Genomic DNA, 15,318 nt, shown 5'->3' with positions numbered 1-15,318 from the left:
CATTTTTCAAAAGAATCTCGACCAGGGTCCGGAGGTGTTCATCCACGACCCGAACAGGATCCCGGACGACGGCCTGGATGGGCCTGTTATCGGATTCAATGATCCCACCAACACGGCGGGCGGCGACTTCGCGCCCATCATGATCGAGCGTTTCACGAAGGTCACAAACAGCACGCTGACCATCTATTACACCCTGTCCACGTGGAACCCTTACACGGTGGTCCGGATGCGTTCGGATTTCACGATTACTCCGGCGATCAACCTCGGCTCTGCGGCCTACTCGGGCAATGGCTTCCACTTTGCGTGGCCAGCTCCGGTGAACGAGAACTTTCGAGTCGATTTTTCCAATGTGATGCCGCCGCTGTGGACGGCGTTTACCAACATCATCACCTCGACCAATGGCGCCTTTGACTTCACTGACGACGGATTGCAGAGCGGTGGGCTGACCGGGGCAAGGTTCTACCGTGTGCGAACTGGGCCCTAAAAGATTCCCGCAGTTGTCCCGACGTGATCCCGCGCCCGGCGCGGTTGCGCATCGGCCAGTGAATCCTCGCCGTGCGCGAACATCCCGCTGTAAACTTGCCAGCCAGCCGCGTGACCCGGTATCGTTCCAGCGCTGAATGGTGAACCTGTGCCACTGAATTTGTCCTCATGAATGTTCGCGTTCGCTTTGCCCCGAGCCCGACCGGCTTCCTCCACATCGGCGGCGCGCGCACCGCGCTGTTCAACTGGCTTTACGCCCGCCACGTTGGCGGCGCGTTTATCTTGCGCATCGAAGACACCGACGCGGCGCGCAACACGCAAGAGGCCGTTGAAGTCATCCTGAACGGCCTGCGCTGGCTGGGCCTCGAATGGGATGAAGGGCCGGTGACCGGCGACGCGAAAGCGCCCGGCAAAGGTAGTCGCGGACCGTATTTCCAATCGCAGCGCGGCGGGATCTATCAGCGCCGCGTCCAGGAGTTGAAAGACAAAGGGGTCGCTTACGATCACGAAGGCGCGGTGAAGTTCAAAATGACTCGCGAACCGATCATCATACCTGACCTGGTCGTCGGCGACGTGCGCCGTGAACTCACCGACCGCGAACAACTCGATCCCGATTTTGTCCTGGTGCGCTCGGACGGACAGCCGGTGTTTCATTTCGTGAACGTCATCGATGATCTTGAGATGGGCATCACGCACGTGATTCGCGGCGAAGACCACCTGAGCAACACCGCCAAGCACATCGCGCTCTTCCGTGCGTTTGGCGTCGAGCCGCCGCAATACGCGCACATTCCGCTCATCCTGAATCACGACGGCTCCAAAATGAGCAAGCGCGACCAGGGCGCGTCATTGACGAGTTATATGGACGAGGGCTTCGCGCCGGAAGCGGTCGTGAACTATCTCTGTTTGCTCGGCTGGTCGCCCAAGGAGAACCGCGAGATCATGCCGGTCGAGGAGATCGTGAAAGTTTTTGATCTGCCGCAAATCCTCCGGCACAACGCGCGCTTCGACCTCGACAAGCTGCACTGGCTTCATGGCGAATATATCCGGCTGATGAGCAACGAACGGTTTTACGGGCTGGCCATCCCGGCGTTAAGGAAAGCCGGCTTCGACACAAGCCAATATCCGGCGGCCTATGTGAAAGCTGCACTGGATACTTGCAAGGGCAAGAAACGTTTGTTCTCCGAACTGGCCGACTATGGCGGATTCTATTTTGTCGAAGAAGTGACTTACGACGCGGAGGCGGTGGCGAAGGATTTCACGTCAGAGAACCGCGAACGATTGATGAAACTGCGCGAGGTATTTGCCGGTCTCGCCTCGTTCGATGCCGTCACTTTGGAAAATGCGTTGAAGGAAACCGCGAAGCAGATGGGAGTGAAGGCGGGTGTCCTCGTGCATCCAACTCGCCTGGCCTGCACCGGCAAGACCGCCGGGCCGAGCCTCTACCATCTTCTCGAAGTGCTGGGCAAAGATAAGGTGATGGCTAGGATTGGAAACGCGTTGGCGAGTTTTAACCACAGGTGAAACGCGGATTTGGAAAAGCATGAAACGCTTCATTCAAACAATATTCAGTGGCATAGCGCCTGGAAACCACTCGGTGTGCTGGTCACCTGTCCGCCCCAAGTAGGTAACGCGTTTGCCTCGCAGGAATGCGAAGTAGCTTTGGACGCCGGCTTCCATCGCGCGACGGGTGAAATCGCGATATTTCTGCCCGTTGCGCTGACTGTCTAGAATCGCTGCACGCAGGTTCTCGACGGACAATTCCGAGGCAACCGGAGATAGTCCTTCGTAAGCAATCGGAGTTACGACCATGTCGCCATTCGCGCCGTAAAAGGTCTTTCGCATCCCGACGTAATCCACGTGATAATACTCTACAGAGGCAGCAAGGAGATCGCGGACGACTTCGGGAAAGGAGATCGTTCCTGCAAGGGTGGCCCGTGCGGTTTCGACTATGATTTCAGTATTCATGATTGATTATCTGGGCGTTTGGCCGAGGCCAATGTGACAAAATAATGCCGAGTTGGGAAACGAGAAAAGGGGAGATCCTTCAGTGATTTGAGAGACTACCCCAACGACTCGGCATTACCCGGAGCTAGTAAAAATAACCATTATGCCGAGCTCGGCATAAGGGTTTTTGTTCTGGCTGTTCAAAACCAGATGTCTTGAAACCCGGAGAGTTCACTTCTGAATTCGCAACCGCGTTGCGAAAATCTTCGCCGGAATTGCTGGTGGAAATTGTAAGAGACTTGGAACTCAAAGTGACCACGGCGGGAGGGCAGGAATCAACGTCGTTTCTCGACAACGCGTACGATACCTACAAGCTAGATCCGAAGTCAAAGAATGAAGTCATCAAGCAATTTGTCGCAGCCGGGTTGGAAACGATCGACAGCCTTCAAAAATCAGAGGAACTTGACCGAACTCGCATAGTCCCAGTCATCAAAGATCGTCCTTGGATTGAAGAAACGCGGAAGGCGGTGACGAGTCGCGGGGCGAAGGAGATGCCAGAGAATGTCTATGAAGACTTGAATTCCGATTTGATCATTCTCTACGCGGAAGATTCTCCCAAAAATATCCGATATTTCGGGCCAAAGGATTTGGAAAAAGCACACATTGGTCGAAAGGAATTAAGAAACCTTGCCTGCGAAAACTTGAAACGATTGCTTCCCAAGATTGAGCGACGTGGAGCCAATGGCCTTTACATGATTACTGCTGGTGGAGACTACGAAGCCAGTATCTTGCTCCTCGATTCCGTCTGGACTGATCTGCAAAAGGAAGTGAATGGTGATATTGTCGTGGCCATCCCGACCCGAGATTTGCTAATCGTCACCGGCAGTGAGGACCCGCAGGGAATTGAGAAGATGAAGCAAATCGTCCAAAAATCTTCTGCCGAAGGCTCATACCGACTCACAACAAAACTGTTCGTGTATCGTAACGGCAAGTTTGAGAGGTTCAAAGATTCCTCCTTGGAAAACCGTTAGCACTTTTCCCTGAGCGCGGCTCCGTGAGCCACCGTCCGCCGTTGGTCAACCAAATCGCCGCGTATCAGACCCTCGCTCCGCTCCGCGCTTTGTCGCGCGTTCACGCCGCTTACGTTTTCGCGTCGCCACGGTCGAAAAAAGTCACCGCCTGAATCGAAATCCGCACTCTCTTCACTTTCGTGCCGTGAAGCGACTTGAAGATCGCACTCATCCGACGCTCCTTGTCGGACGCAAACTCTCCCAGAGCGCGGCTCACTTACCAATTTCATAAACCCGAATCTCCGCCCCCTGCCCGCCCCGTCGCGGCACTGCCAGATAAAACTGGTCGAGTTCAGGCGAGAAGAACGACGTGCGTGCGCCGGGCGCGGTTGGAATTCTCTCCAACAACTTGTAGTTGTCGGCATCGCGCTGTTCGATGACATCGACGAAACCTTCGCCGCCCGAAACGTAAATGCGTTTGCGCTTCGCGTCATAAAACAAATCATCCGTGTCGCCGACGATGACAACGTCACTCACTACTTTTCCCGCAGTGGTGTCGAGCACGGCCAGCCGTGGAGGGTTGCGGCAGCCGACGAACAGGCGTCGATCCGTTTCATCGAGCGCCATGGGAAAATTCGCCTTCGCATCCGGCAACGACCAGGCTTTGCTGACTGTTTTCGCCTGGCCGTCAATCACCGCGACCTGTCTTGCCTCCGGCACGTTCACAAAAATGCGGCCGCCGTCCCGTTCGATCTGGAACGATTCCGGATGGCCCGGTAGTTTGATGCTCGCCAATTGGACGCCAGTCGCCGGATTGATGACGCCCAGCGCACCGTCGCCATACCCCACATAAACCCGGTCCAGTTTCCCGTCATATCGCACATTGTCCGCGTCATCCAACGAACCGACCATCGCAAGCGGGTCGAATTTCGCGCAGTCGTAAGCGCGCAGCTTGCCGTTTCCGCCGTTGGCCACAAACAGCATGTTTGCCTTTTCAAGGAACAGAACGCCCTGCGGTTTGTCGCAGCCGGTGATCGAACGCGACCGTTTCCCGGTATCAAGGTCGAGCACCTCGACGGTATTGTTGCCCAGCGCGGCGACAAACAGCCGCCGGCCTTTGACATCGCTGCTGAAATGGTCGAACCGACCGACCACGTCGGGCAACGGGATCGTTTTGACAGGCTTGAGCGAAGCCGGCTCGGCTGCGCTCGCTGTCACGACAAGCGAACAGAGCGCGGGAAACCAGCATTGTCTCGCGAATACCTCTGTCAGTTTGCCGAACGCAATCATGTCTCGAAAATTTCGTGTGCAACTGAGCAAGTCCAGCATAAGTGTAGTCCGCGTGGACGCAAAGACAACCCTGCACCAGAGCATTGAGCCGACCGGTCTTCCTGGCCGCTTGGTCGCGATTGAGCGACAGTCATGAATGCCTGGCAACGAACCGCCCGATTTTTAGCGCTCAAGCGCAACACGGTGTTATTGCTCGGCGCGCTGGTGCTGGCACTGACCGGCGAACGGCTCTGGCTCAACTTCGTGCCTAAGTATCTCGAAACGCTCGGCGCGGGCATCTTCATCATCGGCCTGTTCGACGCGCTGCAAACGTTGCTCGGCGCGCTTTACGCCTATCCCGGCGGCTGGTTGACCGATCATTGGGGACAGCGCCGTTCGTTGCTGCTCTTCAACGCGCTTTCACTCGCGGGTTACACACTCGTTTTGCTCTGGCAACACTGGCTCGCGCTGGTATTGGGCGCGTTTCTGTTTCTGGCGTGGAGCGCGCTGTCATTGCCCGCGACGCTCACTGTTGTGGCCACTTCGCTCGAAGCACGTCAGCATACCATGGGTGTGGGCGTGCAATCCATGTTTCGCCGCGTGCCCATGATGATCGGGCCGCTGGTTGGCGGCTGGCTGGTGACGCGGTTTGGCTGGGCGGAAGGGGTTCGCTTTGCATTGGCCGGTTGCATCGTGCTGAGTTTGTTCACGGCAGTTTTCCAATGGTTCATGGTGGAGCCGGAATCTGGTAGGGCCGACCTGCTGGTCGGCCAGGACGCGCGGCAGCGCGTCCCTACCTTTCTTGACGTCATCAAGTTCTTCAGCCCCACCTTGCGCGAGCTGCTGGTCAGCGACGTCTTGATCCGGTTCTGTGAACGGATTCCTTATGCCTTTGTGATTCTCTGGGCAATGAACCACAACGGCGTCACTGCCGAACAATTTGGGACGCTCATCGCCATCGAAATGATCACGGCGATGCTCTGCTACATTCCCGTCGCGCACCTGGCGGACAAACACGGGCAACGGCCTTTCGTGCTGGCGACGTTTGTTTTTTTCACGCTGTTTCCGATGACGCTGCTGTGGGCAAACAATTTCTTCTGGCTGGCGCTGGCCTTTGCGGTTCGAGGATTGAAAGAATTCGGCGAGCCTGCGCGCAAGGCGTTGATCATCGCCCAGGCGAAACCGGAACTGCGTTCGCGCACCTACGGTGCCTATTACCTGATTCGCGACTGCGTGGTGACCAGCGGCTCGTTTCTGGGCGCGTGGCTTTGGAGCGTCAGTCCGCGGGCAAACTTTATCGGCGCGGCGATTTGTGGAACGTTGGGGACGATTTGGTTCTGGTGGTTTGTCTATCGCCGTCCGCTGATGCAGAAGGGTTGACGGCAGGAAACGGGACAGGCAAAACTGCGCGACGCAGGGCATGACCACGGCGAACAAAATCACCATCTTCCGGATTCTGCTGGTGCCGTTCTTCATCGTCGAGGTGTTGAGCTATGTGGAGCATGGCAAAGAATTGCACCGGTATCTGGCGATTGCCTCGTTCCTGGCGGCTTCGATTTGCGATGGCGTGGATGGCTACATTGCTCGCCGCTACAATCAACGCAGCGAACTGGGCACGATCCTCGATCCGCTCGCCGACAAGTTGTTGCTGGTATCAGGGATTGTTTCGTTGAGCCTGCATCATGAACAGTATTTGCCACATCTGCAGCTTTGGTTGACGGTGACCGTCCTCAGCCGGGACATGCTGGTGCTTATCGGGATGGTGGTGATCTATTACGCGTGTGGGAAAGTGAACGTGCGTCCGCACCTCACCGGCAAGGTGGCGACGGTCCTGCAAATGACGGCGGTGCTGTGGGCGCTGTTCAAGTTCGAGGGCGCCTGGCTTTACGTTTGGTCGCTGGGCGCGGCATTGTTTACGGGCGCGTCGGGCGCGCTTTACCTTTTTGACGGCATCCGGCAGCTTGGCGCCAGTCCGGCAAGTTTGCCGACGCCGAAACAATAAACGAAAGATGGAGTAATGGAGAGATGCAGTGGTGGACTGATGAGGGGTCGGCGGAAGGAACTTGCTTGGCAAAACTCCACCATTCCATTACTCCAACCACGCACGCAGTTTGCTTATGGCCACAGCACTTGAATTAAAATTGAAAGAAGGAGACAAAGCACCGGAGTTCACTGCCGGGGCGAACGGCGGCGGCACAGTCTCGCTCGCTGACTTCAAAGGCAAACACGTCGTGCTCTATTTTTATCCGAGGGACGATACGCCCGGTTGCACGAAGGAAGCGTGTGCGTTTCGTGATAATTTTGCCGCGCTCAGGAAGGAAGGGGCAGTGGTGCTCGGCATCAGTGTGGATTCAGTGAAAGCGCACGACAAGTTCGTCAAGAAGTTCAGGCTGCCGTTCACGCTGGTGTCGGACGAAGACAAAAAGATTGTTGAGGCTTACGGCGTATGGGGTGAGAAACAGTTCATGGGCCGGAAATATCTCGGGACGCATCGCGTCACGTTTTTGATCGGGCCGGATGGCCGAATCAAGAGAATCTGGCCGCAGGTCAAACCGGAGGAACATGCGGAGGAAGTGCTGGCGGCTTTGGATTCCTGAGGGTTTTGCGCTTCAATTATCATTCACAGAGAGTCGTGAGCCTGCTTTCGTATCCAGGTGTTAAAAGGTCGCTCTTGGAAAAGTCAGTAGTACACACGGTGCGGCTCATTTTAACGATTAGCGAGCATCAAATACTTGGTAATCATGAGCATTTTTAGAAGGCCATTTGGACGTGGTGATGGGAACGACGATGGCGGAGAGACGCCAGAGTTCAAAGCGTTTCTTGAGGGTAGCGTGGAAGGGTTACGACTCCAGACCGGCGCGCATCAGGGCACTTGGCATTTTGGGAAGGAAGAGCGTTGGGATTTCTCGCAAGATACTGGCGAATTAGTCTTCACATTTCCTGATAAGATTGTTCGTGCGCCATCACAGATTATCGGTTCTTTTGATAGCCGAACAGGCACGTGGATGTGGGCTTGGGCGAATTCGTCCATTTCCGAATCCCTCACACGGGATTCACTCAGAGTCCGACAGTACGGTGAGCAGAACCATATCCTGCGTCTCACCTCTCCAGAATGGTCAGCCGAGGAGATGGATGCCTGGCATATGACGGCGCTTGCGTGCCGGTTGTGCTGCTCGAACGGCGCTTACCGTGGGCCAGCAGGCACAACATTTGTCTTTATTACCTTTGGAGAGGTTCAATTGAGCAAGAGAATATGAAGCTAGATAACAAGTGCCCTCCAGTTGATTGCTCTCGCACTTTCTGTTTGCTACGTTATGCACATTTGCAACATGCAACCCGAAGTCGCAAAGGTCGAATCGTAATTTGACACCGTGGGAACAGGCCATATAAACTTTCCGCAACTGGAAATCTAAAATTCAAAATCGAAAATAAAACCTATGCCATTATCCGTTGGAACCAAAGCCCCCGATTTCACCCTCAAATCCAAACAAGCCTCCGGCCTCGTGGACGTGAAGCTGAGCAACAATTTCGGCAAGAAGAACACCTTGCTGCTTTTCTATCCGCTGGCGTTCACCAGCGTTTGCACCCAGGAGATGTGCGACATCACGTCCGGTCTGAACGCTTACTCCGGTCTGAATGCCGATGTCATCGGCATCAGCGTGGACAGTCCATTCGCGCAGGAAGCGTGGGCGCAGAAGGAAAAGATTGGCATCACCCTGGCCAGCGACTTGAACAAAGAGACGGCCAAAGCCTACGGCACGCTGTTGCCGGATTTGATCGGGCTGGGCGCGGTCAGCGCGCGCGCGGCGTTCGTCGTGGATAAGAATGGCGTCATCCAATACAGCGAACAGACGCCGACGCCGAAGGAGTTGCCGGACTTCAACAAAATCAAGGAAACACTGGGAAAACTCAAGTAATCGATCCGCGCGAAGCCGGGCGCGACATGGAGAGCCGGACCGCGCACGGAATTTACCCCGCTCCGTGGCTTGCCGCGAAGCGGGGTTTTTCACGCCCTGCCCCGCCGTTCCCATGCTTGCTCTCTCCGCTTCGCTCTCGCCTTCGTCTTTGCACCGACCTGCCCGACGGACAATTATCGGTTGAGGTTATTACGACTGGCGAGTTTTCTCCGGATTCCGAACGGCGCGTTGGCATACAATCGGCTTTGCCTCGTCCAACTGCAAATTATGGAATTGTCTTCGCACCCGTTTTTCACCTTTTTCGACCTCAACATCGCCGACGGACTGCGCCAAGGCGCAACCGTCAAAACATTTCCCCCTCTGTCCATCATTTTTGAGGAGGGTCAGCAGTCCGACTGCCTTTACCTGGTCTTGTCCGGCAAGGTGGAATTGTGCAAGCGGACGGGTCAAAAAAACCATCTCACGATTGCTTTCGCCGGCGAAGGCGACTTCTTCGGAGAACTCGGCGTGTTGGACGGGTCGGCGCGGAGCACGCGCGCGGTGGCAGTCGAGGAAACCATCGTGGCGCAGCTCGCCCGCCAGCCGGTGTTGTCCGTGTTGCGGGCCACTTCCGGGAAAACGGTCATCGACGTGTTCAACCGGACGATCCAGCACCTGCGCGCCACGGATGAGCAGTATGTTGCCGCCGTGGTGCGCAAGGAGAAGATGACCCTGGTCGGCGAGATGGCCAATTCAATCATTCACGATCTGCGAAACCCCTGCCACGGCGTGTTGATGGCCGGCACGGTGATTGGCGACCTTCACCCGGACGACCGCACGCAGCATTGTTGCCGGATCATCCGCGGCCAGGTACAACGAATGGTCTCGATGGCCGAGGAACTCCTCGAGTTTTCCCGCGGCACCTACCAATTGCGACGGGAACAAACGGAACTGGCCGCGCTCATGGAACGGTTTGCCTTCCTGAACCAGGATTACCTGAAACATAATAAAATCACGCTGGAACTTCGGCCGGTGGGCATTTCAATCAACGCGGACGTGAACAAACTCCTGCGTGTCCTGCAAAATCTCGTCTATAACGCGGCCGACGCCTTGAAGGACCGGGCGGGAAAAATAACCATTTCCGGAAGACTCGACGGAAACGAAGCGGAGATATGCGTCCGCGACAACGGTCCGGGAATCCCCGACGACATCAAAGACCGATTGTTCGAGCCATTCGTCACCTCGGGCAAGAATGGGGGGACCGGTCTGGGCCTGGCCATCGCCAAATCCATCGTCGAGGCCCACGGCGGTCGTATCTTTTGCGAATCAAAACGAGGGCGTGGCGCCACTTTCCACCTGCGCCTGCCGACGGCTTGATTCGTCTTTCCCTGCTTCGCTGTCATCACTGGCTGGCTGTCGCGACGCAAGCACCTTGACAGGGCTCTGGCCAAACTTCATTTTCGTTGCACCGTTGACCCGCGACTGGCGATGGGATTCTATGAACACGCTGCACAACCTCTTTGATTCGCTTCAAAAACTCGACCTCGGCGGCGGAAAACAAGGCCTTTTTTATTCGCTGCCAGCGCTGCAGAAGGCCGGCATCGGGCCGATCTCAAAACTGCCGGTCTCGATACGCCTGGTGCTGGAATCCGTGCTGCGCAACTGCGATGCGAGAAAAGTGACCGAGGCAAACGTCCGTGCGCTCGCGAACTGGGCGCCGAAAGCCGTCCGCACGGAGGAAATCCCTTTCGTTGTCGCGCGCATCGTCCTGCAGGACTTCACGGGCGTGCCGCTGCTGGTCGATTTGGCGGCGATGCGTTCCGCCGCCGCGCGCATGGGAAAGAACCCGAAAATCATCGAGCCCCTGGTGCCGGTTGACCTGGTCGTGGACCATTCCGTGCAGGTGGATTTCGCCGGGACCCCGGACGCGTTGCAGCGCAATCTGGAAATGGAATTCCGGCGCAACCGCGAGCGCTACCAGTTTTTGAAGTGGGGCATGCAGGCGTTCGACACGTTCAAGGTGGTGCCGCCCGGCATCGGCATCGTCCATCAGGTGAATCTGGAATATCTCGCCAACGGCGTGCTCTCCACCCGACCAACTGACAACTCCCAACGTTCGGCGGTTTGCTATCCCGACACGCTTGTCGGTACCGACTCACACACCACCATGATCAACGGACTTGGAGTCGTGGGCTGGGGCGTGGGCGGTATCGAAGCCGAGGCCGGCATGCTCGGTCAACCGGTCTATTTCCTCACGCCGGATGTTGTGGGCGTCAACCTGACCGGTGAATTGCGCGAAGGCGTGACCGCGACCGATCTCGCGCTGACCATCACGCAGATGCTGCGGAAGGCGAAAGTGGTCGGAAAGTTCGTGGAATTCTACGGTCCCGGCGCGGCGGCGCTGCCGGTGGTGGACCGTGCGACCATCGCGAACATGGCGCCGGAATACGGCGCGACGATGGGCTTCTTTCCCGTGGACGCCGAATGTGTCAACTACCTCCGCGCCACCGGCCGCAGTGAGGAGCACTGCCGGCTCTACGAAAACTATTACCGCGCCCAGGGCCTGTTCGGCATCCCGAAGAAGGGAGATCTCAGCTACTCAACCGATCTTGAACTGAATTTGGGAAGCGTCGTGCCAAGTGTCGCCGGACCAAAACGTCCACAGGACCGTATTGAACTGCCGGAACTGAAGAAGGAATTTCTGGCGGCGTTCACCCGGCCGGCGACAGAAAACGGTTTTGGCAAACGGCCGGAAGACCTCAGGACCATGGCGCGCGTCAACACCACCCGGGAGGTCCATCCGTTCATCGACCACACGTACGGCCATCGCCGCCTGGGGGTGGACCCGAGCGAATCCGAAATGCGGGACCAGCACCCCGCGCCGGACACGCCCGAACAGGTGCCTTCCACGGCGTTTCCGAAAGCGGAATCCGAGATTCATCACGGCAGCGTATTGATCGCCGCCATCACAAGCTGCACAAACACGTCCAATCCCGGCGTGATGCTAGCGGCCGGTTTGCTGGCCAGAAAGGCGGTCGAGCGAGGCCTCGGCGTCAATCCGGTCGTGAAAGCCTCGCTTGCGCCGGGTTCGCGCGTGGTAAGCGATTACCTGAGCCGGACCGGATTACAGCCCTTCCTCGACAAACTTGGATTTAATCTCGTCGGCTATGGTTGCACAACATGCATCGGCAACTCCGGCCCGCTGGCCGGGCCGATTGAGGACGCGATCAACAAATATGATCTCGTTGCCGCTTCGGTGCTGTCGGGCAACCGCAACTTCGAGGCGCGCGTCCATCAGAGCATCAAGGCCAACTTTCTCATGTCGCCGCCGCTGGTCGTCGCTTTCGCCCTCGCCGGACGCGTGGATATTGATTTGAGCAGCGAACCTCTCGGTAAAGGAAAAGACGGCGCGCCGGTTTACTTGAAGGACATCTGGCCGACGTTGAAGGAAATACGCGAGTTGATGCAGGCGGCGTTGAAACCCGAGGTTTTCCGCAACCTCTACCGGGATTTCGCCGAACAAAACCCGAAGTGGAATGAAATCCCCTCGATCGCGGGAAACGTTTATGAGTGGGACGACAACAGCACGTACATTCAGGAACCGCCGTTCTTCAAAAACTTTTCCCTGCAACCGGGCGCGATTCACGAAATCAAAGGGGCGCGTCCGCTGGGCATTTTCGGCGACAGCGTGACCACCGATCACATCTCGCCCGCCGGCTCCATCAAGAAAACCTCGCCCGCCGGCAAGTATCTCATGGACCATGGCGTAAATGTGCTCGATTTCAACAGCTACGGCTCGCGCCGTGGCAACGACCGCGTGATGACGCGCGGCACGTTCGCCAATGTGCGCATCAAAAACCTGATGGTGCCGGGCATCGAAGGAGGTGTGACGCGGCATCAGCCGGAGGGCACGCAGATGTCCATCTACGACGCGGCGGTAAAATATCAGCAGGAGCGCGTGCCCCTGGTGGTGATCGCAGGGCAGGAATACGGCACCGGCAGCTCGCGCGACTGGGCCGCCAAGGGCACGGCGTTGCTCGGCGTCAAAGCCGTCGTCGCGCAAACCTACGAGCGCATTCATCGCTCGAACCTGGTCGGCATGGGCGTGCTGCCGCTGCAATTCAAGGAAGGCACCACCGCCCATACCCTCAAACTCGACGGCTCGGAGGTCTTCGACGTGCTCGGCCTTGGCGCGGATCTCAAACCGCAGCAGGACCTAACCCTGCGCATCACCCGTGTCAACGGTTCCGTGGAAAACATTCCCGTCCGATGCCGCATTGATACGCCAATCGAAATCGACTACTACCAACACGGCGGCATTTTGCCTTTCGTACTGAGACAGTTGATGGCGTCCGCGTGATTGGTCGTCAGTGTTCGTCGAGAGTCACCGGATCAACGCGCAGGCGAGCTAAGAGGACGCCGCCAAACTCCGATTCCCCGGTTCACAACTTCAACCGGAAGAATTCCAACGGGGAAGACGAGAAGGGCGCGCTCCATTCTTGAACGGCATTGGTGGCATTGAGCGTCGTAAAGTCAGACCAGGCACTTAAATTGGTGCTGGTCTGCACTGTATAAACCTGCCCCACCAGGAGGTTGCCAAGGGTCAATTGCAAGGGTCCTCCGTTCGCGGCGATGCTGAGTTGCGGTTGTGAAGCAGTTTGTGGCAGCGCCTCGTAAAACCATTGAGCGATCAAGGCGTGGGCTTTCGTGGTCGGGTGAATTGCATCCCAGAAGACGTAATTGCTGCCCGGTCCGGTGAATGATTTGTCGGCCAGCGCCGGATCGTTGAGCGCGTCGGGGTCGGCTTTGGTGAAACCGCCGGCGGCAAGGTTTGCAAGCAAATCGTTGAATCTGGCGTAAACGTCCGGAGTGACCAGTTGCAGGCCGGGCTTTGACTGGGCGATCGCCGTCAACGCGCTGCCCAGACCGCCGTTGAACTGGCTTACCTTGTTGCTGAGATAAGCAAAGACAGAGGTGGGGTAACCTGAATCCAGCACGAGTGGAATACGGCTGAGATCCACCTGGTTCGGCACCACGATCGTGCGGGCGCCGTCTGCGTACAATTGAACGACGGCGTTGGAAAGGTTGCCGACCGATCGCGCGATCAAGTTGGTCCAAAACACCTCGCTTATTCCATTGGTAAAATTGTGGATAAAGTCATTCCCGCCGGACCATACGACAAATAACGACTGCGAGGCATTCGACGGCGCGACGAATTGTTGGACCTGCGCCAGCGCATTCGAAGTTTCCGTGCCGCTTTCCGCGAAGTTGTTGGACGGGTTGTAACCAAGGCCGAGTTGAGTGGAGAGGTACTCGATCCAAAGCGGACCGTTGGAGTACCGGCCTTGAAAGTAGTCCGGTTCCGGCGCGGGATCGTTTCCCGTGTCCGTCAAGCTGTCGCCGAAAGCGTAGATGGCTTCAAAGGCCGACGCGGGAGAAGCAGCCAACAGAGTGACGGCCAGTAACACCGCCGAAACGGCTTTTCCAAACAGCGGAACTGTGTTCATGGGCGGAATGGTTCGCAGCAAACCACAAGTCCAACCGCCACGCGACATAAATCACATGTGCGAGATGATGTTGTCTCCGAACTCGGAACACTTGATCTCCTTTGCGCCTTCCATCAAACGCGCAAAGTCGTAGGTGACACGCTTTGAACCAATCGCGCCGTTGAGACCTTTGAGGATCAGGTCGGCGACTTCGTTCCAGCCCAGGTAACGGAACATCATTTCGCCGCTGAGCACGACGCTGCCGGGATTGACCTTGTCCTGGTTGGCATATTTCGGCGCGGTGCCGTGAGTCGCCTCGAAGATCGCATGGCCGCTGATGTAATTGATGTTGCCTCCAGGCGCGATGCCAATGCCGCCGACTTGCGCCGCGAGTGCGTCACTGAGGTAATCGCCGTTCAGGTTAAGTGTCGCAATGACATCGAAATCCTCTGGCCGCGTCAGCACCTGTTGGAGCGTGATGTCGGCGATGCTGTCCTTGATGATGATACCGGCGCCGGGTTTGCCTTCGGGAATTTTGCACCACGGTCCACCGTCAATCTCGATTGCGCCAAAGAATTGTTTCGCGACCTGATAACCCCAGTCTCGGAAAGCGCCTTCGGTAAATTTCATGATGTTGCCCTTGTGAACAAGCGTCACGCTCTTGCGCTTGAACTTGATGGCGTATGAAATCGCGCTATGAATCAGCCGAACGCTGCCGCTATAGCTTACGGGCTTGATTCCGATACCGACCTTCACGTCGCTGGGAAAATCCTTTGCGCCGACTGCCTTCCAGAATTCCTCAGCGGCAGGCCTTGTGCCGAAACGAATTTTCTTAAAGTCCTTGGGAAATTCCTTGGCAACGAAGTCCAGAATCTTTTGCGCCTCTGGCGTGCCGCTGGCGTATTCGATGCCGGCGTAAATGTCCTCCGTGTTTTCGCGGAAAATGACCATGTCCACCTTCTCCGGATGTTTCACCGGCGACGGCACGCCGGTGAAGTACTGCACCGGACGCAGACAAACAAAGAGGTCGAGCATCTGGCGCAACGCGACGTTCAGTGAACGGATGCCGCCGCCGACCGGTGTGGTAAGCGGGCCTTTGATGCCGACCAGATAGGTGCGAAACGCGTCGACGGTCTCGTCTGGCAGCCAGTTGCTGAACTGCTTGAAGCTTTTTTCGCCGGCGAACACTTCCATCCACGCGATCTTTTTCTTTCCGCCGTATGCTTTGGC

General features: G+C 57.0%; 14 protein-coding genes. 10 read left to right on the top strand and 4 right to left on the bottom strand.

Going from position 1 to position 15,318, the window contains the following annotated elements; translation table 11 throughout:
- Together VN887_11155 and VN887_11150 are read left to right on the top strand one after the other, a co-directional pair.
- Positions 1-484, top strand: a 484-nt coding sequence (locus VN887_11155) for a hypothetical protein (protein ID HXT40563.1), incomplete at its 5' end; no start/stop codon positions are given.
- 167 nt (positions 485-651) lie between these two features.
- A complete protein-coding gene (locus tag VN887_11150) occupies positions 652-2,004 on the top strand; it encodes a glutamate--tRNA ligase family protein (GenBank protein ID HXT40562.1) in 1,353 nt (450 codons plus the stop codon).
- A gap of 33 nt (positions 2,005-2,037) precedes the next feature.
- On the opposite strand, the gene VN887_11145 is transcribed toward VN887_11150, so the two are convergent.
- On the bottom strand, positions 2,038-2,448 hold the full coding sequence (locus VN887_11145) for a DUF1398 family protein (protein ID HXT40561.1): 411 nt from the start codon (positions 2,446-2,448) through the stop codon (positions 2,038-2,040).
- 194 nt (positions 2,449-2,642) lie between these two features.
- Between VN887_11145 and VN887_11140 the strand changes: the two genes are divergently transcribed.
- On the top strand, positions 2,643-3,458 hold the full coding sequence (locus VN887_11140; GenBank protein ID HXT40560.1) for a DUF1444 family protein: 816 nt from the start codon (positions 2,643-2,645) through the stop codon (positions 3,456-3,458).
- 252 nt (positions 3,459-3,710) lie between these two features.
- Here VN887_11140 and VN887_11135 read toward each other — a convergent pair whose 3' ends face one another.
- The gene (locus VN887_11135) at positions 3,711-4,727 is read right to left on the bottom strand and encodes a YncE family protein (protein ID HXT40559.1); all 1,017 of its coding nucleotides are present in this window, start codon (positions 4,725-4,727) and stop codon (positions 3,711-3,713) included.
- A 132-nt stretch (positions 4,728-4,859) separates the two neighbouring features.
- Between VN887_11135 and VN887_11130 the strand changes: the two genes are divergently transcribed.
- The 7 genes from VN887_11130 to VN887_11100 all read left to right on the top strand — a co-directional run bounded on the left by VN887_11130 (position 4,860) and on the right by VN887_11100 (position 12,962).
- The gene (locus tag VN887_11130) at positions 4,860-6,086 is read left to right on the top strand and encodes an MFS transporter (GenBank protein HXT40558.1); all 1,227 of its coding nucleotides are present in this window, start codon (positions 4,860-4,862) and stop codon (positions 6,084-6,086) included.
- Positions 6,087-6,126: 40 nt separating this feature from the next.
- Positions 6,127-6,708: a CDP-alcohol phosphatidyltransferase family protein gene (locus VN887_11125; GenBank protein HXT40557.1), complete on the top strand. Its 582-nt coding sequence runs from the start codon at positions 6,127-6,129 to the stop codon at positions 6,706-6,708.
- Between the two features lie 115 nt (positions 6,709-6,823).
- The gene (gene bcp, locus VN887_11120) at positions 6,824-7,303 is read left to right on the top strand and encodes a thioredoxin-dependent thiol peroxidase (protein ID HXT40556.1); all 480 of its coding nucleotides are present in this window, start codon (positions 6,824-6,826) and stop codon (positions 7,301-7,303) included.
- A gap of 144 nt (positions 7,304-7,447) precedes the next feature.
- The gene (locus VN887_11115) at positions 7,448-7,963 is read left to right on the top strand and encodes a hypothetical protein (protein HXT40555.1); all 516 of its coding nucleotides are present in this window, start codon (positions 7,448-7,450) and stop codon (positions 7,961-7,963) included.
- A 180-nt stretch (positions 7,964-8,143) separates the two neighbouring features.
- On the top strand, positions 8,144-8,623 hold the full coding sequence (locus tag VN887_11110; protein ID HXT40554.1) for a redoxin domain-containing protein: 480 nt from the start codon (positions 8,144-8,146) through the stop codon (positions 8,621-8,623).
- 267 nt (positions 8,624-8,890) lie between these two features.
- On the top strand, positions 8,891-9,979 hold the full coding sequence (locus tag VN887_11105; GenBank protein ID HXT40553.1) for an ATP-binding protein: 1,089 nt from the start codon (positions 8,891-8,893) through the stop codon (positions 9,977-9,979).
- A 121-nt stretch (positions 9,980-10,100) separates the two neighbouring features.
- On the top strand, positions 10,101-12,962 hold the full coding sequence (locus VN887_11100; protein HXT40552.1) for an aconitate hydratase: 2,862 nt from the start codon (positions 10,101-10,103) through the stop codon (positions 12,960-12,962).
- Positions 12,963-13,044: 82 nt separating this feature from the next.
- Here VN887_11100 and VN887_11095 read toward each other — a convergent pair whose 3' ends face one another.
- Together VN887_11095 and icd are read right to left on the bottom strand one after the other, a co-directional pair.
- On the bottom strand, positions 13,045-14,109 hold the full coding sequence (locus VN887_11095; GenBank protein HXT40551.1) for an SGNH/GDSL hydrolase family protein: 1,065 nt from the start codon (positions 14,107-14,109) through the stop codon (positions 13,045-13,047).
- Positions 14,110-14,160: 51 nt separating this feature from the next.
- The coding region (gene icd, locus VN887_11090) for an NADP-dependent isocitrate dehydrogenase (protein ID HXT40550.1) at positions 14,161-15,318 on the bottom strand (1,158 nt) is incomplete at its 5' end.

Source organism: Candidatus Angelobacter sp., from assembly GCA_035607015.1.
Classification (GTDB): Bacteria; Verrucomicrobiota; Verrucomicrobiia; order Limisphaerales; family AV2; genus AV2.
This window is presented reverse-complemented; position numbering and strand designations above follow the sequence as displayed.